Source organism: Limnospira fusiformis SAG 85.79 (genome assembly GCF_012516315.1).
In the GTDB taxonomy this organism is placed as follows: domain Bacteria; phylum Cyanobacteriota; class Cyanobacteriia; order Cyanobacteriales; family Microcoleaceae; genus Limnospira; species Limnospira fusiformis.
This window is the reverse complement of record NZ_CP051185.1, coordinates 3,243,351-3,262,029: the sequence shown is the minus strand read 5'-3', so window position 1 is coordinate 3,262,029 and position 18,679 is coordinate 3,243,351. Positions and strand designations below refer to the sequence as shown.

The 18,679-nt window shown below is 44.1% G+C and carries 19 protein-coding genes and 1 pseudogene; 9 read left to right on the top strand and 11 right to left on the bottom strand.

Features of this window, described 5'->3' with window-relative positions:
* The first annotated feature begins 167 nt into the window (after positions 1-167).
* Positions 168-785: a GNAT family N-acetyltransferase gene (locus tag HFV01_RS15320; RefSeq protein ID WP_006626066.1), complete on the top strand. Its 618-nt coding sequence runs from the start codon at positions 168-170 to the stop codon at positions 783-785.
* On the opposite strand, the gene larB is transcribed toward HFV01_RS15320, so the two are convergent.
* The 5 genes and pseudogenes from larB to ispF form a co-directional block, all read right to left on the bottom strand.
* Positions 776-1,567, bottom strand: a complete 792-nt coding sequence (larB, locus tag HFV01_RS15315; RefSeq protein ID WP_006626065.1) for a nickel pincer cofactor biosynthesis protein LarB — start codon at positions 1,565-1,567, stop codon at positions 776-778. The genes HFV01_RS15320 and larB overlap by 10 nt on opposite strands.
* Positions 1,568-1,615: 48 nt before the next feature.
* A complete protein-coding gene (locus tag HFV01_RS15310) occupies positions 1,616-3,406 on the bottom strand; it encodes an ABC transporter substrate-binding protein (RefSeq protein ID WP_006626064.1) in 1,791 nt (596 codons plus the stop codon).
* A gap of 43 nt (positions 3,407-3,449) precedes the next feature.
* Positions 3,450-4,559 (bottom strand): RNA-guided endonuclease InsQ/TnpB family protein, encoded by a 1,110-nt coding sequence (locus HFV01_RS15305; protein ID WP_231296552.1) that lies wholly within the window; start codon positions 4,557-4,559, stop codon positions 3,450-3,452.
* Positions 4,522-5,130: pseudogene (locus HFV01_RS15300) on the bottom strand (IS607 family transposase). The gene HFV01_RS15305 and the pseudogene HFV01_RS15300 overlap by 38 nt, the downstream one beginning before the upstream one ends.
* Positions 5,131-5,201: 71 nt before the next feature.
* The gene (ispF, locus tag HFV01_RS15295; RefSeq protein ID WP_006626062.1) at positions 5,202-5,681 is read right to left on the bottom strand and encodes a 2-C-methyl-D-erythritol 2,4-cyclodiphosphate synthase; all 480 of its coding nucleotides are present in this window, start codon (positions 5,679-5,681) and stop codon (positions 5,202-5,204) included.
* A 221-nt stretch (positions 5,682-5,902) separates the two neighbouring features.
* Here ispF and HFV01_RS15290 point away from each other — a divergent pair, with 221 nt between their 5' ends.
* Positions 5,903-6,046 (top strand): CAB/ELIP/HLIP family chlorophyll-binding protein, encoded by a 144-nt coding sequence (locus HFV01_RS15290; RefSeq protein ID WP_006619489.1) that lies wholly within the window; start codon positions 5,903-5,905, stop codon positions 6,044-6,046.
* Positions 6,047-6,174: 128 nt separating this feature from the next.
* On the opposite strand, the gene HFV01_RS15285 is transcribed toward HFV01_RS15290, so the two are convergent.
* Positions 6,175-7,284 (bottom strand): IS200/IS605 family element transposase accessory protein TnpB, encoded by a 1,110-nt coding sequence (locus HFV01_RS15285; RefSeq protein WP_006669044.1) that lies wholly within the window; start codon positions 7,282-7,284, stop codon positions 6,175-6,177.
* Between the two features lie 4 nt (positions 7,285-7,288).
* Positions 7,289-7,609 (bottom strand): hypothetical protein, encoded by a 321-nt coding sequence (locus tag HFV01_RS32340; RefSeq protein ID WP_006669043.1) that lies wholly within the window; start codon positions 7,607-7,609, stop codon positions 7,289-7,291.
* A gap of 28 nt (positions 7,610-7,637) precedes the next feature.
* Between HFV01_RS32340 and tnpA the strand changes: the two genes are divergently transcribed.
* From tnpA to HFV01_RS15270, 3 genes are all read left to right on the top strand, one after another.
* Complete coding sequence (tnpA, locus tag HFV01_RS15280; protein WP_006669042.1) at positions 7,638-8,057, top strand: IS200/IS605 family transposase; 420 nt, start codon at positions 7,638-7,640, stop codon at positions 8,055-8,057.
* A gap of 87 nt (positions 8,058-8,144) precedes the next feature.
* On the top strand, positions 8,145-9,020 hold the full coding sequence (locus HFV01_RS15275; protein ID WP_006626058.1) for a hypothetical protein: 876 nt from the start codon (positions 8,145-8,147) through the stop codon (positions 9,018-9,020).
* Between the two features lie 10 nt (positions 9,021-9,030).
* Positions 9,031-10,350 (top strand): site-specific DNA-methyltransferase, encoded by a 1,320-nt coding sequence (locus HFV01_RS15270; RefSeq protein WP_006626057.1) that lies wholly within the window; start codon positions 9,031-9,033, stop codon positions 10,348-10,350.
* Between the two features lie 56 nt (positions 10,351-10,406).
* Here HFV01_RS15270 and HFV01_RS15265 read toward each other — a convergent pair whose 3' ends face one another.
* Positions 10,407-11,426: a glutathione S-transferase family protein gene (locus HFV01_RS15265; protein ID WP_006669041.1), complete on the bottom strand. Its 1,020-nt coding sequence runs from the start codon at positions 11,424-11,426 to the stop codon at positions 10,407-10,409.
* Positions 11,427-11,488: 62 nt separating this feature from the next.
* On the opposite strand from HFV01_RS15265, the gene HFV01_RS15260 reads away from it, so the two are divergent.
* The 4 genes from HFV01_RS15260 to HFV01_RS15245 are packed head-to-tail and all read left to right on the top strand — an operon-like array spanning position 11,489 to position 14,217.
* Positions 11,489-12,181, top strand: coding sequence for a bifunctional 4-hydroxy-2-oxoglutarate aldolase/2-dehydro-3-deoxy-phosphogluconate aldolase (locus tag HFV01_RS15260; RefSeq protein WP_006626055.1), 693 nt, complete (start codon positions 11,489-11,491; stop codon positions 12,179-12,181).
* Between the two features lie 40 nt (positions 12,182-12,221).
* Positions 12,222-12,725: a L,D-transpeptidase gene (locus HFV01_RS15255; RefSeq protein WP_006669039.1), complete on the top strand. Its 504-nt coding sequence runs from the start codon at positions 12,222-12,224 to the stop codon at positions 12,723-12,725.
* Complete coding sequence (locus HFV01_RS15250; protein WP_006626053.1) at positions 12,718-13,470, top strand: metallophosphoesterase family protein; 753 nt, start codon at positions 12,718-12,720, stop codon at positions 13,468-13,470. Before HFV01_RS15255 ends, HFV01_RS15250 begins: the two co-directional genes overlap by 8 nt.
* Before the next feature lie 24 nt (positions 13,471-13,494).
* Entirely contained in the window at positions 13,495-14,217 is a 723-nt protein-coding gene (locus HFV01_RS15245) for a metallophosphoesterase family protein (protein WP_006626052.1), read from the top strand.
* A 26-nt stretch (positions 14,218-14,243) separates the two neighbouring features.
* Here the strand turns inward: HFV01_RS15245 and HFV01_RS15240 are convergent, their stop codons facing one another.
* The 3 genes from HFV01_RS15240 to HFV01_RS15230 form a co-directional block, all read right to left on the bottom strand.
* A complete protein-coding gene (locus HFV01_RS15240) occupies positions 14,244-15,836 on the bottom strand; it encodes an Hsp70 family protein (protein WP_006626051.1) in 1,593 nt (530 codons plus the stop codon).
* A gap of 296 nt (positions 15,837-16,132) precedes the next feature.
* The gene (locus HFV01_RS15235) at positions 16,133-16,597 is read right to left on the bottom strand and encodes a DIP1984 family protein (protein ID WP_006619497.1); all 465 of its coding nucleotides are present in this window, start codon (positions 16,595-16,597) and stop codon (positions 16,133-16,135) included.
* Between the two features lie 112 nt (positions 16,598-16,709).
* Positions 16,710-18,500 (bottom strand): ABC transporter ATP-binding protein, encoded by a 1,791-nt coding sequence (locus HFV01_RS15230; protein ID WP_006626049.1) that lies wholly within the window; start codon positions 18,498-18,500, stop codon positions 16,710-16,712.
* Positions 18,501-18,679: the final 179 nt, after the last annotated feature.

The window sequence follows — 18,679 nt, the reverse complement described above, 5'->3', positions numbered from 1 at the left end:
TGAAAGGGCAATTGTTAGCTCAAGAATCCTCGCACTTCAGGGCGAGGAGTGTCAAAAGCTATAATGGGCCACCCTAGTCCGCTCACCCGCCTTGTTAATTGATCCGATGCCAATGGAGTAATGGTACAGTGTAAAGAAGTTGGCTTGGAATCGTGGAGCCGTTCTTCTTGACCTCAACAACTTACAAACGAGAAGGTTCCGGTGGTGCCTCACACGGGTATCCCCTAAAAATTAGGGCAGCCCTACGGGCTGATGTTACCCGATTAACGGAGATCCTCGCTGAGAGTTTTCATACTCGACAGGGACTCGGTGGCTTGATGTATCCTATTTTTCGCCTGGGCATTTACGAGGATTTGCGTAATCGCTTGGCTACTAGCTCGGGGTATTATACCTGTCTAGTGGCTGCGATCGCAGATTCTCCTCATAAATTAGGTAATATACCTCTAAATGTCCCAGAACATTTGGTAGGAACCGTAGAAATGGCGTTAAGATCGCACAATCCCTGGTCAATTGGCGATCGCTATCCATATATTTCTAATTTAGCTGTTCATCCCACAGCCCGCCGCCAGGGTGTAGCCAGGGAACTCCTGATTGGTTGCGAACAAGTCGCCATGAAATGGGGTTTCTCTGATTTGTACCTTCATGTTCTGGAAAATAATTCCCAAGCACGACAACTGTATCATCAAGTGGGCTATCGCATAGCCCAGATAGATTGGAGTTGGGACTCTGTGTTTTTGGGTCAGCCGAGGCGACTGTTTTTGTGCAAAAACTTGTCTCAGTCTTGATCCATTTTTCTGTTTAATCGCTCTCCCACTCGCAGGATTTGGCCAGCCAAGATAGCCGCGCCAAATCCGTTATCTATATTGACTACTCCTACACCCGCCGCACAGGAATTCAGCATAGTTAATAGGGGTGCTAACCCATTAAAACTTGCACCATAGCCAATACTGGTGGGGACAGCAATTACTGGACAATCAGCTAAACCAGCCACGACACTGGGTAAAGCTCCTTCCATCCCCGCTACTACAATTAAAACATCAGCATCCGAGATTAAATGCCAGTTTCCTAATAGTCGGTGAATTCCTGCTACCCCCACATCCCACAGTCGCTTTACCTGAAACCCTGATAAGCTGGCGGTGACCGCTGCTTCCTCCGCCACAGATATATCAGCAGTTCCGGCGGTTAAAATTCCTATTACACCCACAGATTGCGGTTCAGCAGACCGATAACGCCTATCTAAGGCACAAATCTTAGCTTCTCGATAATATTCTAAATCTGGCATTTCCCGCCGCAGTTCTTCATAAACTTCCGGCTCAATTCGGGTCGCCATCACTACCGGATTTCGTCCCTGCATAGTCTGCATTATTTCTCGGATTTGCTCTGGGGTTTTTCCCGGTCCCCAAATCACTTCGGGAAATCCGGTTCTCAGTTGTCGGTGATTATCTATTTTGGCATAATTTCCGACCGTCTCAAAATCAAAATATCGCATTTTGTTCAGGGCTTCTCTGGGGGATAAATAGCCTTGTGCGACATATTCTAATAGCTGTTTTAAGGCTTCCGGTGTCATTGACAATTTCCTGAATACGGGTTATCTGAGGATACCGTTTATTTATCCCTATTCGCGAATTTTTAACTCGTATAAATTCCAGAACCCTCTGCCGATGGGTGTATAGTTAATGCCTTCTATGCGATCGCGTATGGCATCGAATACCAAAGGATTAACCATATACAGAAACGGCAAATTTTCCGCAATAATCTTCTGGGCTTCTCCATAAAGTTCCCTACGTTTATCATTATCTAGTTCCTGGGAAGCCTGCACATATAAATCATCAATTTTTTGCTCCCAGTCTGATACCACCCAACCTTCTATTTCAGGTTCTCCCGGTTGCTGACCTTGATTAAACGTATGGAGACGACCATTAACAGACCAAATATTATAGCCACCATGGGGCTCTAAAACTCCCCCAGTAAATCCACCCAAAAAAGCCTCCCAATTGCGAGTCTTAGACAACCTATTTACATAAGTATTAAAACTCAAAAATAGCGGATCCACTCGGATGCCAATTCTGGATAAATCTTGAGCAATTTGGGTCGCCATTTGTTCCCGAACTTTTCGACCCGCCGCCACCAACAACGTCAACCGGACTTGATTACCTTCGTCATCGATTAAATTGCCATTATCATCATAGGAAAAACCCGCCTCTCGCAATAATTCCCTAGCATTTTCCGGGTTATAGCTATAGGTTCTTAATCCCTGTTCTGGAGATAGATAAAAAGGACTTTGCACCGGGAACGGCGAATGTTGTAACTCACCCAATCCTAAAAAAATATTATTTTTCATCACCTCTCTATTTATGCTATAATATACTGCTTGACGAAAGGCTAGATTATTAAACCATCGGGATTTATAGGGTTCCACAAAAGGTCTACCGTCGGCATTTTTGCCCTGATTAAGATTAAAAGACATAAACACAGTTCCGGTATCCGGGCCAGGACTGTAGATGGTATATTGCCCTCTGGTTTCTTCAGGTTTCAGCAGGGGGAATGCTTCTGGTTGAACATCTAGGGTATCGAGGGAACCAGACCTAAAATTGAGTAGTTGGGTATCGCTACTCTCGATAATTTGCCACACTATTTGCTCTATATAGGGTTGGGGGTTCCCCTGTGAGTCTTCCCGCCAATAGTAGGGGTTACGTTCTAGGATAACCCGTTGATTGGGGTTATAGCTTCTGATGCGGTACATACCATTACCAACAATTTCCTGGGGGTCGGTATTGGTTCCCCAGGTACTCAAAAATAGGAGATTTCCTTGAGAGTCGAAATTCCGAACGGAGTCAGCCAAAACATGGGCGGGTAAAATTGGTAAACCGCCTGCATATCGGAGGAAAGGGGCGAAGGGTTCGGGGACGGAAAATTCGACCCGCCGATCATCGAGTTTTTTAACGGTGGGTAGGGTGCGATCGCGTCCTACTCTGAGAATATCTTTAAAGCTGCTGGGGATTTGGTCATTGAAATAGATCTCGTTGTAGGTGAAAATCACATCATCTACGGTCATGGGTTCACCGTCAGACCATTTTAAACCCGATCGCAGGGTGATGATAATCCTTTGACCATTTGGGGCAATTTCCCAAGACTCTGCTAGACCTGGTTGGAGTTCTCCGGTAACGGGGTGTTCTTCGATGACGGGACTATAAATATAGCCAAAAACGCTATAGGCGGATTCATTTAGCGGATAGTTAAACGTACTCGGACCGCTAGGGGTGGGAATAACTAGGCGGGAGGGTCTGTCGGCAGATTGGGCGACACCACAACCCCATAAGCCTAGGGCTAATAATATTACTAATAATACTGAGGCTAGGCGGATGAGTAACCCGCGCTTTGACCCTGGATAGACTAAATGGTTCATAACTGGCAAAGTTTATGGCGATTGCGCTTTTAGGCTGATACATTTACGCGACATTTATCCGGCTATTGCCTGACAATGCGACGATAGCACTATTACCCGTTAAGGTAACAGAGGCGGTATCCCGCAAAGCTTTTAGAAAGATTCCAAAAGCACCGTTCCAGTCCCTGGGTAGAGTGAACCCACACTCAGGACATCGGAACACTTTTGAGCCACCTAGCTGGGAATGCATCTGACCACAGTGAGTACAGGTTTTGCTGGTGTATTCTTCCGTCACATCTACAACTGTGGTTCCAGTTATCTCGGCTTGATGTCTCAGGGTTAGTTTGAATCGATAATGCGCCCATGTCAGCATGGCGCGGGCAGTCTTAGACCTGATTAGACGCTTCACCTGACTGGCCATATCGGAAGTCTCGAAGGTGGGCAAAAAAATTAGGCTGTAGTTGTGAGTCAAGTAGTGAGCAATTTGTTTGTGGGCTTCATCAACTAGATTGCGGATTTTGGTTCTCATTCGTTGAGCCGCTTGCCTCATCCGTCGCCTTCTTGAACGACAGGGTTCCTTGGCGATTCGGCTCATCAAATCATCCAAATGTTGACATAGCCTAGTAATGCCTCCAATATCCCCGGAGCCCAATTCCAGAAATCGTGAACCATCAAACCCGGTCATAAAAGTTCGGACGCCCGGGTCTAATGCAATCACGCCAGTAGCGTCAGTTGGGGTAACGGCAACTGGTTCAGGGAAAATCGCCAACCATCGACCTTTGGTAAACACCAACTGAGTCCCTTGCCCGCAAGTTTTAGGGATGGGTTCGGAAACCATGAAAGTTAATCCTTTCGTTAGTCTTGGATACCAACTCCCTGAAGAGAAATTAGTATTATTGAACTTAATCCCTTGAGAGCTGTCACGACAACTTCTAAACCTGGCATCAGGACTGGCGCTCAAAGCCTGATAGGCATCAAAGATGGCATTTTGCCGAATGTGGCAGGGTGTTTCTTTGACCCATTCGGGTAAGTCGCTCTGCATCACTTCGTTGCGTAATTTCAGTTTGCTTAGTCGTTTACCACTCCTAGATAATGCAATTGCTTGGTTGTAGCAATACCGACAAGCAGCCAGCCATTTACGCCAGACTTGATTTAGCTCGGGGCTGGGGTAAATCCGGATCTTCTTTGACCTGAGTTTTGTATTTACTCCGTCCGTATAATCTGGAGCTAAAGCAGTGGAGGAGGGCGAGGATGTCCTCAACCATTTCTGGTTCTGGACTGAGACTTGTCTGGTTGAGAACCATGAGTGAACACCTGTTTTGCTCACAGAGCCATCGAAACAAGTCAAATCCCCATATTGCCAATCGGTCTGGGTGGGCAACGACAACCATGCGGACATCTCCTGACAAATGATGTCCCAGTAAGGCCAGCATTTTCTTTCCCTTGAAGTTGAGCCCGCCTCGGATTTCTGAGACGACTTCTGCTTCGGGGTAGAGGTTGGACAGTGCGGCCACCTGTCGGTTGAGGTCTGACTGCTGGGCGTGGCTACTAACTCTGGCATAGATAACGACTTTGCGTTTGTCACTGCCTGATTTGGCAGCAGTATATCACTCAACGTTGTATCGTCGTTGCCCAGCGGGGGTTCTGATGGTCTCGATTGAGCCATTGGAGTCCCATCTGCGGAGTATTCTTTCATGGACTCCAAGGATTTGGGCCGCTTCCTTGGGTTTGACATATCTGGCAATAGGTTTATCCTCAACTCTTCTCGCTTCTTATACCATATTGCCCTAAAATATTAACCTAATTTGAGATTAAATCATGCTCTTTTTAGGAGGGTGACGGCGTAAGCGGCTATTCCTTCCTCTCGTCCTACGGGTCCGAGTTTTTCGTTGGTGGTGGCTTTGATGCCTACCTGGTCCGGTTCTAATTTTAGGACATTGGCGATGCGATCGCGCATTGTCGGGATATGGGGTTTGAGTTGGGGACGTTCAGCCACAATTACTGAGTCTATGTTACATAACTGCCAGCCTCGCTGTTGTATGAGGCTATGAACTTGTTCTAGTAAGACTAGGCTATCAGCACCCGCCCAGCGTTCATCTGTGGGGGGAAAGTAAACGCCGATATCTCCTAAACTTAGCGCCCCTAACATAGCATCCATGATGGCATGGGTGAGGACATCGGCATCGCTGTGACCGAGTAATCCTAGATGATGCTCAATTTTAACGCCGCCTAGTATTAGGGGACGGTTTTCGACTAGCTGGTGAATGTCGTATCCGTTTCCGATGCGAATGTCCATGGGGCCCTCTCTACTGCTACGGTTTTTATTATCGGCTAGTTTGTTGATTAGATGCGATCGCCCATCAGTCCCGCTAGAGGATAAACCCTTGATTTGACTCGGTTTCGGCGGTTGGCGAATTTTTTTTTCAGAAAAGCGTAAAGAAATGTTGCAAAGTTGGTGGTAAGTGTGTTAAGTTTTCTTTAGTTGAATCAAGCAAACCTATCTAGGAGTAACTCACAATGGAAAATCAAGGAACTAAATTTGGTTTCACCGAATTCGCGGAAACCTGGAACGGTCGCCTCGCTATGCTTGGTTTCGTCATCGGTGTTGGTACCGAGTTACTGACCGGCCAAGGTATTCTGTCTCAATTAGGCTTAATGTAGTTTTCCTCAAGTGACGGGGATCTATTTTTCCTAATTCTGGGGATTCGGCTCTATAATTAACTTCTAAGGATTCTGAGGCTATAGCTTCGGAATCCTTTAATTTTTGTGGTTTTTGGTATCAATGAAGCTCACCCCACCTGCCTTGGGCAGGTGGGGGTGTCAGTGCTAACCTGAGACTGTACGAGTCCACAGGTCACACAAACAAGCCCAGCTTCTAGGCGAGGAGCCCTCGAACGTTGGATCGAGGGCTCCTCGCTGTCCTTTCGGCGAGTGAGCTGAAGAATACCTCGTGCAGCAATATTGAGCGCCCCATTGAGGTCTGCATTGTATCGCTTGCCCGAGGAAAATTTAGCCAGAGCATAGTTGTTGGAGTCTCGCCCTTTCGACTCCACTACCGTCATAAGCCAACTTTTAGGTGGAGCTACGACATCAATGACCTTACCGCCTATCTCTTGCCACTTCATCTCAGTCAAATCTCGAATCATCCCTTTGAGCCATCCATGAAAGCGTTGGCGCAGTAAGGAGCGTTTTCGCCCTCCCTTAGCCTTCCATCCTTTCAGGTTCTCAAAGACAATAGCATCGGCATTGAACTGTTGGGCAATCTGCACGATACGCTTCGAGACAATCTGCCCAATTTGACGGTTGATATTACGGCATTTACGGTAGGTATGAGAGCAAAAGCCTTTCTGGAGACTTCCGCCATGTCCCATCGTTTGGCTGGCTCGTTTAGATACCGATTTCAGCCACTTATCCCGACGGTCGCCGTTCCGCTGGACGCAGGTTCCAGCGGCTGCGGCGACTTCGTCTATGTCTCTGGCTGGGTGAATAAACTCCCGATAGGTTACAGTGCCGTCAAAATTCACGACTGCCACAGTAGCGGTGGTGTTGATACCCAGGTCAACACTTACAACTTGACCCTCTCCCTCCCGTTGAGGTGGATGACACTCAAATGGAACTGAGAGATGACAGGCTTTTTTCTGCTCATTGAAGATAAGGGACGGTGACAGCAGCTTGTTAGTATCTACGGTATGCCGTTCTCGTAGGCTGGTTATCTCAATGGTAGTCCAGACCCAATCAGTTCCGTTAAATACCTTGATGTCGATGCGGTCATAGCCATGGAGTTTATAGCACTGACCCTTATACAGGGTCGGATAACAGCCACTGTTGGGATTGAGGGCGGGAGGTTTGGCATCCCGACGTTGACGAGTTCCCGATTGCCATTTCCGATATCGGGTCATGTAGCTACTGACTTGGCCAGAGCGCGAAGACGATGGCAGCCCTCCGGTAATAGCTGGGGAACTTGTAAAAGGTTTGGTCAAATTGCCGGTATTTGGGGTTGGGGTTCTTCGCGGTTTGGTGAATGAGTTTTTCGACGGCTAGAACCCGTTTTTGAGTCGATAACCCTCCTAGAGATGGCCAATGAGTTAAGAGAATTCCCATCAAATGCCGACAGACACCTAGGGAGACCTCAACCGTTTGGATTAGCAGCACTCGCGCTGCTGCTGTCGGGTTAAGATTCCATCGGTCTGTATGGATGATTGATGTGGGTTTGTTGGTTAGCATGGTGTCATGTTAACCCATGGTGAACTAAATGTCAAAAGCTCTCAGGTCTTTCTCTCACACCGTTGCCAGCATCAAGATTCATATAGTGTTTGTCACCAAATACCGTCATCCCGTCATCTCTGGGGAGATAGAAGAGGACATGAGCGAACTTTGTCGGAGCATCTGCGAGAAGAATGATTGTCTCCTAGAAGAGGCGAAGGCAGATTTAGGGACTAATGACCATATTCATTTATTGGTTGACCTAGCTCTAATGGTCTCTATTTCTAAGCTCTGCAATACGATGAAGACCGTTACCAGCCGCGAAATCAGGAAGCGTTTTGTGCGACAATTGAAACCGTACTATGGTCGTCCGGTTTTTGGGAAGCGTGGATTTAGTGTCGTCTCGGCTGGTTGCGCCTCGTTGGATGTCCTCAAAGCTTACATAGAGGGGCAAGGCTACGATGATTGACCTGACCGATCCTTGACCCCCACCTGCTGACGCGAGGTGGGGGAATGCGTCGCTATTTTTGTTCAATGAAAAGGAGAGATTAGCAAATTGCCAAAAAATGAGCAAACCAGCTTCCGAGATTATCAAGAAGATGGTCATCTTTGGATCACGTTATTTGCTGGTGAATACTATCCAGATATCCTATCATTAGCCTGTGAACTTTATCAACCTGTACTGGTCACATTTGGTCATCTGTTAAAGTCGTCCCATTCTTCAACGGATCTATTTTTGGCAATTACACAAATCCAACCCGTTTGGATGCGGATACAACTTGGTCGAGTATTCAGAAAATATGTGAGTCCAGAAACACCTGTAGAAATGCTCAAAAAAAAATCAAATGCTGATCAAATATGTAATCGATTTGGCAAGGGATTTCGTTTAATTACAGAAGTTCAATCCCAATTTTTGTCGAGACCTATGCCTGATGAGGCTTTATGTGCCGTGCTTTGGGAATATAAGGAGCGTGGTAAAAAAGGATATGATCTAACAGAAAGGCTATTTAAAATCGTTCGTGAACAATATTCAAAACTGGAGATTATCGGCCCTCAACGTGCTGGCAAAGATGTAATATTAGGAGAATTTTTTGATAATTATCCTCGACCAAATCGCCCAGTAGACTTTGTTTTATTACATAATAATCAGCCAGTTGCTGTGGGTTTAGCTAGGTATGATTCAGACCGAGGTGGTACTCAAGAAGATGATCGAACAGGCCAGTATCGTGATTGTGCTAGTGAGATTCTGAAATATGCTCAAACTAATGGATTAAATCTTAAAGTCATATTCCTTAACGATGGCCCCGGCTTACTTCTGGGTTCAATGTGGCGAGATTATGCGGATCTTGAGGATGCTTGGTATGGTAAAGTTAAGGTGGTTACTCTCCGAATGTTTCCAGAACGCATAAACATCGAGTGGTTAGTATCATAACAGTTAATTTATGGCAATTGGAATACCTAAAAAAGATAAATTGCTTGACGATAATCAAGTTGAGCTGGTCTATGCCCATAAAAAATCATACCAGGAAATTATTAATAGTGATTTAGTCGAATATCAAAGTATTTATTCTCATGCTTCACCTAAAAGGTTATACTTTGGCGATAATTTAGATGTTCTTCGTTTACTGGCTACGGAACCCGAAATATGCGGGAGTATTAATTTAATCTATATAGACCCACCCTTTGCAACAGAAAGCCATTTTTTGTCACGAAAACAGTCGAAGGCTTATGATGATACCTTAACGGGTGCTATGTTCGTGGAATTTTTACGAGAACGTCTGATATGGCTGCATCAATTACTGTCAAATCATGGCTCAATTTATTTACATCTTGATGAAAAGATGATTTTTCATATCAAGCTAATAATGGATGAAATTTTTGGTGCTGAAAACTATCGAAATATGATAGTCAGACAAAAATGCAATCCCAAAAATTATACTCGTAGAACTTATGGGAAAACCGCAGATTTTATATTATTTTATACCAAGTCAGATACATATATATGGAATCAACCCAAAGTCCCCTTGTCGGAAAATAGTAAAAAGGAGTATCAATATATTGAACCAGAAACTGGTCGTCAATTTATGAAGGTTCCACTCCATGCACCAGGTGTGCGTCATGGTGAAACTGGGAAGCCTTGGCGGGGTAAAATGCCGCCTCCGGGTAAACATTGGCAATATCCCCCAAAGACTCTGGATGAAATGGACGCACGAGGTGAAATATTCTGGTCTAAAAATGGTAATCCTAGAAGGAAGGTTTATCTCAATGAACATTCAGGGGTGGGAGTTCAGGATATTTGGCTAGAGTTCCGGGATGCTTATAATCAAAATGTTAAAATTACGGGATATCCAACTGAAAAAAATCCTGATTTATTGAGAAGAATAATTGCGGCTTCATCGAATCCAGGAGATTTGATACTTGATGGTTTTGCCGGTTCGGGGACAAGTTTGGCGATCGCTGATGAAATGCAACGTAATTGGATTGGTGTAGATCATAGTATAGAAGCGTTTAAGACAATTTTAAATCGATTTGAACATGGTATTAAACCTATGGGTGATTTTGTCAAAAGTAGTGGGAGTAATTCAGAGGAAGTTTATATACAACCAACATTATTTGACCAAGGCGCTTCTGACCAATTAGATAATCGGGCTAAAAGATTAGATAATCAGGACACTAAAATCACGGATTTCTCAATTTTTGTACCTAGCCCCATCCCCGCACAAATTGAGGATATTGTGAAGACATGGCAGGGTAATGGATAATTATTCTGGTTAGATGGAATCAGGGTCATGGGAGATAATTTGCTATCACTAGAAAATTAATTAGTTTGGGTAAGACGATCGCGGTCATGGGGTTGATGTAGCTCCAGGTCAGGACCGAGGGGGATAATTCCGCCGGGGTTGAGGGGAAATAAATTGCCGTAATAGTCTCGTTTAATAACTTCTAAGTTGCAGGTTTCGGCGACTTCGGGAAGTTGATATATATCGCGCAAATAGGGGTAGAGATTTTGATAATCCACTAGGCGGCGACGGTGGCATTTAAACAGGCTATAATAAACGGTATCAAATCTAAAGAGGGTGGTAAATAATCGGACATCTGCCAAGGTAATGCGATCGCCACATAAATAACGGGAATTGGCTAGGGTTTTGTCGATTAAATCGAGGGTATCAAATAGCTGATTACAGGCGGTTTCATAGGCGGTCTGGGTTTGGGCAAAACCACAGCGATAGACACCATTATTAACATATTGATAAATTTGCTCATTCCAAGAGTCGATCGCTTCTTTTAAGGCGGGAGGATATAAATCTAGATCGGGGTATTTCGCGAACTGCTGAAACTCGGAATTTAACATAACAATAATTTCGGCGCTTTCATTATTGACGATCGCCTTTTGCTGCGTGTCCCACAAGAGGGGGACAGTAGCTCGCCCCTGATAACCCGGTTTAGCATTATGATAGAATTCAGGTAGGGTGTTAAATTCGACTTCTGGCTGGTCAAAAACCCACATTCCCGAGTCGGGGGAAGGAGAAACGATATTTATGGATATCGCAGAGGACAACCCCTTTAAAGCCCGGACAACTAGGGTTCTGTGGGCCCAAGGACAACCCCAGCCCACAATTAACTGATAGCGTCCCGCCTCTGGGGGATAGGCTGCTGTCCCTACCTGGTGGCGAAATTGGCTTTCGGGGCGGATATATTCCCCAGAAGAATTACGGGGGGCTAACTTTGACATCATCAACCGCCACATAGTAGTCCAGGCGAACTTTCCTAAACGGACGATCGCCCCTGGGGGGAGGGGGCTACCGCTTTTTTTGGTGGGAGTGGGAGTGGGGGCCATAATTAGTGAACAGGAATTGTTGTAGTGAGACTAATTTAACTATTATAACCAAGTTAGAGATTATGGAAAATAGCGATTGGTTAAAACAACTGAAAACCCATAAAGCGATCGCTGTAATTCGCCCCCCCAGTTGGGAACTAGGTTTACAAATGGCTGGGGCTGTTAGCCGGGGCGGTATTCGCTTAATTGAAATTACCTGGAATGGTGAAAAGGCACCGGAAATCATTAGTAAACTTAGGTCAGAGTTGCCGGATTGTTTAATTGGGACTGGCACAATTTTAACTGAGCAAAATTTACGGGATGCTGTCAATTGTGGCGCACAATTTATATTTTCTCCCCACATTAATTTATCATTAATTCAATTAGCACAAGCCAGGACAATTCCGATAATTCCGGGGGCTTTATCGCCGACGGAAATTGTGACTGCGTGGCAAAATGGGGCGAGTTGTGTTAAAGTTTTTCCGATTTCAGCGGTGGGAGGTGTTGATTATATTAAAAGTTTACAGGGTCCCCTAGGTCAAATACCCTTGATTCCTACTGGGGGAGTAACTTTAAACAATGCTATGAAGTTTATTCAAGGGGGGGCTATAGCGGTGGGATTATCAGGAGATTTATTCCCTAAACAGGCGATATCCCAGGGTAACTGGCAGGAAATTACTGGGCGCGCGCAACATTTAATAGATATCCTGAACTCTGGGGATAAATCAGAAAACGGGGACAAATCCCATGATTCAGAAGGGGTAAAATTCTTCTAAAATGGATTTAGTCATGCACAGACTCTAGGAAGGTGAAATCATGAAAAGTTCAATTCCATGGCGTAAGCTGGGACTATTGGTAGCGGGGCTGAGTCTAGGGGTAACACTGCTTTACGGGGACTCAACTCCGGTACAAGCCCAAGAATTTCATAACATGATAGCGCGGCGGATGTTGGATTTACAACAGTCTTCGGAACGTTGGATTCAAATTGATCTGACTCGCCAACGGTTGATCGCTTGGGAGGGAAATAAAGCCGTTTATGCGGTGATTGTTTCTACTGGAAAACCCTCAACTCCTACCCGTGTTGGTAATTTTAGGGTTCAAACTAAGTATCGTAGTACCCGTATGACTGGCCCTGGTTATGATGTGCCGGATGTTCCTTATACAATGTACTACGATGGCGGCATGGCAATTCATGGCGCTTATTGGCATAATATGTTTGGAACTCCAGTTAGCCACGGTTGCACAAATGTTGCTGTAGACCATGCTAGATGGCTGTTTGAGTGGGCATCAGTTGGCACACCTGTTATAGTACATGAGTAATAGGATTTACAAGCCTAAACGAACTTTGGCAATTGGTGATATTCACGGTTGTTCGGTGGCTTTTGATACCCTAATTAGGGCGATTAAACTGCAACCAAATGACCAGATTATCACCTTGGGTGACTATGTGGATCGCGGCCCAGACTCGAAGGGAATTATCGATCGCCTCATCGATTTACATGACCGAGGACAATTGATTGCTTTGCGGGGAAATCATGAAATTTTGATGTTGCGATCGCGTTCTTTGGGTTGGGATGCCTGGTATCATTGGCAGGCTTCTGGAGGGGAAGAAACTATCGCTTCTTATGGTCATAATGGCGGGTATAAGGCGATTAATTCTATCCCTGAAAAACACTGGTATTTTCTCGAAAAGGTGTGTCGAAATTGGTGGGAAAACCGATCGCATTTTTTTGTTCATGCTAATGTGTATCCCAATTTACCTTTAAATAAACAACCGGAAAGGATGCTATTTTGGCAATCATTTGATCATCCTTCTCCTCACTATTCTGGAAAAACTATGGTTTGCGGTCATACTACCCAAAAAACTGGTCAACCTCTTAATATTGGTCATGCTATCTGCATTGATACTTGGGTTTGTGGTCAGGGTTGGTTAACTTGTTTAGATGTCAATAGTGGCAGAATTTGGCAAGCTAATCAAAAGGGGGAAAAACAAACTGGCTGGATTGATGATTTTGAGATTCCCTACGTCCCGATTCGATTTAGGATGCGCCTAAATCGGCGTTAAAATAGTAGCAAAATATCTCAATTAATGTTTATGCGAATTTTGGCGATTGGTGATATTCATGGCTGTTCAAAAGCCTTTGATACTCTCATAGATATGGTAAGTATTCAACCAGATGACCGCGTGATTACTCTGGGGGATTATGTCGATCGCGGTCCTGACTCTAAGGGGGTAATTGATAGGTTAATTTATCTGTATAATCAGGGTCAGTTAATCCCTCTACGGGGAAATCATGAAATTATGATGTTAGCAGCGCGATCGCATCCTAACAGTTTAGATACCTGGAAAATTTGTGGCGGTCAACAAACTATATTATCTTACCAAAATTCATCCCGAAAAAAACCTAAAATTAACCATATTTTACCTGAACATTGGGAATTTGTCGAACAAACCTGTTTAGACTATTGGGAAGAAGAAACTCATTTTTTTGTTCATGCTAATGTTGCGCCCAATATCCCCCTATCTAAACAATCCAATCACCATTTATTTTGGGAAAAGTTTTATAGTGCTAAACCTCACTATTCTGGTAAAACTATGGTATGTGGTCATACTAGCCAGAAAAGCGGAAAACCTGTAAATTTTGGCTATGCAATTTGTCTTGATACACGGGTATATAGCCCTAAAGGGTGGCTAACTTGTTTGGATATCAACACAGGTAAAATTTGGCAAGCTAATCAACAGGGAAAACGACGGGAAAGCTGGATTGATGAATTTATATCTAGCCCCCGCCATTTTAATTATGCACCGTGACAGATAATCAGCCTAACCCCCTGGTGTCAGCTTAATTGGACGACTGTTTGATTATTTAATAGGGTTTGACTGGTCAATATATCCTCGACTGTAATTCGTAAAAAACGCTGTTCATCAATCTGAAATTGTACCCGAATACGATCGCTACCAGGATTTCCCGGAGGGGTTAATTTAGCAATACTGCGTCCGGTGTCAGTATCATTTAAAGGTTGGACAGTAGCTTTTCCAGTGTTGAGACTGCGAGTAACTAGGCGATCGCCATCAAAAAAGACTTCTGTTCCCCCAGTTTCGTCGCCTAATTCACCAATAACTAATTCAATACTGGGTTGATTTTCTAAGGAAGCGCCTAACAATAATTCTACCGCTTCTGTCATGGGGTAGGGTTGACCAGATTTAATAATTGGATGCCAATCATGACAATTATCCCGGCGATTCCAATAGCGAACACCATAGCTATGATAAAGAAAGTCCTCAATTTTAGTGCCTAAACTTAGTTGTAATGCACCATGAGAAATCGCCTCAAAGGGTTTTTCGCTGCGAATTTGACTAGGGTTAAAATATTGCTTTACCCAGTCTTGAACAGCCGGAATTTGTACAGTCCCCCCTACTAATAAAACCGCGTCAATATCCCCCACTTCTATCCCTTGGCGACGCGCCTGCTGTAAAACCTGACCCATGGCTTTATCTAGGTTCTCAAAAAATTGGTTTTGTGTCAAGATTTCATTGAAGCGATCGCGAGTCATTTCTAACTCGTAACTCTCGAAGGTTTCCTCATTAAAATAAACTTCACTGGCTTGGGTTTTTAGGGATAACTGAATTTTCAGCTTTTCGGCTAAACGGGTGGTTAAAGCATTTTTGACTAATCCCTGGGTTTGGGCGAAATCATCTACCAGCCAATAGTCGATATCTGAACCTCCTAAATTCTGACCTGATTTGGCGATAACTCTCGCGGTTTTGGCTTTTTGTCCAGAAGATTCCGCTAAGGATTTTTGACCCCATTTCAGAATAAAACCTAGGGGATTTTTGGCGGTCGTGGCATCTAAACGGACTAGGGATAAATCCAGGGTGCCACCACCAAAATCTATGACTAGCAATAATTGGCGATCGCCTAATCCATAACCCAACGCCGCCGCTGTCGGTTCATCTATCATCCTCACTTGTGGGACTTCCAAGGACTCGCAGATACGACCTAACCAGTTGCGATAGGTTTCAAAACTATCTACGGGTACTGTAAAAATTAGGGAATCTACCGTTAGGGGAATGTTGCTGATAGCGGCGATCGCATTTTTTAAAAACCATTCTCCGGCGGTTTCAAAGGTGATTATCTCACCGTCAATTTCTGGTAAAAATCCCTGAATATTACTACCAATTCCCCGTTTAAAGTTACGGAAAAAACGCGGATCGTTGGCTAAATCATAACCGCGATCGCGCACTTGTTGACCTAATAAAACTTGTTTTTCCTTGGCATTTTCTACATAAAGCAGACTAGGAATTAATGGGGGATTTTGGGCTGAAATTTGTGACAAACCAGGTAATTTTAGGGTTTCCGGTTGTTCAGTAACTGGGTTCCAACGGGAAATTACTGTGTTACTGGTTCCCAAATCGATCGCGATCGTCATTGGATACTATATCAATAATATTGGCCTATAGTATATTATAGGACAATCAACCCCTACAGATAATTGTTATCCCCTAACCCACCCTCACCAAACCATACAGACCAGTATGCGGTAGTAAAATGTGACATTTCTCTTGTAACCTTGTTACAATGCTGGGCAAAATTTGTAATGGGAGTCGAACCCAGAATACGCCCAGTATCCAACCATGTTTTTTTTGTTTGATGTTCCCAACTTACCGAGTTGGCGGTTCACACTCGCTTCTGAAGGTTTGGCTACCAACAATTATCCGGGTTTATTCAAGTCTCAATTAGATCGGTTGCCCAATTTAAAGCCTGAATTTTTGTATCTAGTTGTCGATGATTTTGGGCTAAACTATCGGTCAATTTTTGCACCTCAGCCACATTAATCGTAGTTAATACTTTCAGTTCTCCTCTGGTATAGCGATCGTAGCGTTCTGATGCTGCTTCAACTGCCGCTTTATAAACACTGCGCTTGAGTTTGAGTGTATCCCTTTCTGCTAAAGCATCTGATAGAGATTTTCCCTCTAATTGCGTGACTGAGTTAGTCCGATTGATTTGCTGAATTAAACGCAGCAGTTCAGCGCTTAGATTTTCTAACTCCCCCATTAAGTCTTGGGGATCTTCGGGAGGTTCTTCGCCTTCCTGAACTTTCAGAGTTCGCAACAACCGCTGTTGTAATTGAGCGATTCGCTTCTGCAGATCAGCGCGTAAAATTAAGGCTTCTGCTAATTTCACAACCATCACCTCCCCCAAATTAACGGTATATGGTTTAGGACATTTTCCGACAATACCCCCATTTTAAATCTAAAATCAATTTTTGTCAAGACTTAATTTTGCTCTCTAGCAGTCATGGTTACTGTGACAACCTCAAGCCCGACTGAACTCGCCATAAGCCGTTATAAACTCCCTGTTTTTCCAGCAATTCCTCATGTCTTCCCCACTCGACTAATTGACCATCTTCCATCACATAAATACAGTCAGCATTGCGGATAGTGGAAAGACGATGAGCGATCGCAATAGTAGTACGATTTTGGGTGATGTATTCCAGCGATCGCTGAATGGCTGCTTCCGTTTCATTATCTACCGCTGATGTCGCTTCATCTAATATCAAAATGGGGGGATTTTTCAAAACAGCACGAGCGATCGCAATTCGTTGTCGCTGTCCTCCCGATAGTTTCTGACCTCTTTCTCCCACAATCGTATCATATCCTAGGGGAAAACTATTGATAAAACCATCAGCCTCAGCCACTTTCGCGGCATTAACAATCTCATCAAAACTGGCATCAAAAGTGCCATAGGCGATATTTTCGGCTACAGTCCCATGAAACAGAAACACATCCTGACTGACTAAACCGATCGCTTTTCGTAAGTCCTCCAGTTTAATTTGTTGTAATTCTATGCCATCTATCAAAATGGTTCCTGACTGGATTTCATATAACCTTAATAACAGTTTGACCAACGTACTTTTACCAGACCCAGTAGCCCCGACAATAGCAATGGTATCTCCCGCAGGAATATATAGGGATAGGTTTTTAATGACTGGCATTTGAGGGTTATAGGAAAAAGTGATATTTTTAATGTCAATTTCTCCCCTAACTTCCTGACTATTTAAGGCAATATTTCCGGGGTGAGTAGCAATGGGGGTATCTAGTAAATTCATCACCCGATTGGTAGAAGCCATCGCCCGTTGATATTGGTCAAAAGTTTCTCCTAGGCGAGTTAAAGGCCACAGCAGACGCTGAGTAATAAACACCAAAACACTATAGCTGCCTACTGCTAACCGTCCTTCTATGGTTTGTAAACCGCCAACAATTAAGGTGGCAGTAAAACCAAAGAAAATCAAGAATCTAATCAGGGGAATAAAGGCGGCAGAAAAAGCGATCGCACGTCGATTAGCTAGTCTATAGCCTTGACTTTGCTTGCCAATTCTTTCCGCTTCATATTCTTCGGCGGTAAAACTTTTAATGGTGGTAATACCCGTCAAATTATTAGACAATTGACCATTCAGAAAACCAACTTTTTCGCGGACTTCTGCATAACGGGGCGCTAACCTTTTTTGAAACAGTATGGAACCCCCAACAATAAACGGCATCGGTAGCATAGCCAACCCAGCCACTTCGGGAGATATAATGAAAAAACCACCGCCGACAATTAATATTGTGGTCACTACTTGCAGAATTTCATTAGCCCCAACATCTAAAAATCTTTCCAGTTGATTAATGTCATCATTCAGGATAGACATTAAACTGCCGGTGCTGCGTTCTTCAAAATAGGATAACTCCAGATTTTGCAGGTGTCGATAAGCATCTAAACGCAGTTCATGTTGAATGGTTTGGGCGAGGTTACGCCACAGTAGTTTATAAATATATTCAAATAGGGATTCTAAACCCCAAATTATGCCACTGATAATCGATAAAACAATTAGTTGACTTTGGACATTTTCAATACCCCATCCGGCGATAAATGAGTCCTGTTCATTAACTACCACATCCACCGCCGCACCAATGAGAACCGGAGGCGCTAGGTCGAAGATTTTATTGAGAATTGAGCAAATACTGGCCTGCCAAATTTGCAGACGATAGCGATCGGCATATTCAAATAACCGCCTCAGAGGGGACTTAGAAATAGTAGGATTTTTGGTCACAATTTAAAGGTTGTTAAGTTTTGTAGAGATATGATAATTTTTTATTTTATGCACATAGCCAGCTTTTTGTCAAGGGTATCTGGGGATGGTCCAAATATTCTGGGATGTGGTAGTAGCCTAAAAAAAGGTGGGTTTTGGAGGTTTTGGGGGGAGGCAAAAGATTTATAAAGTGGGTTTTG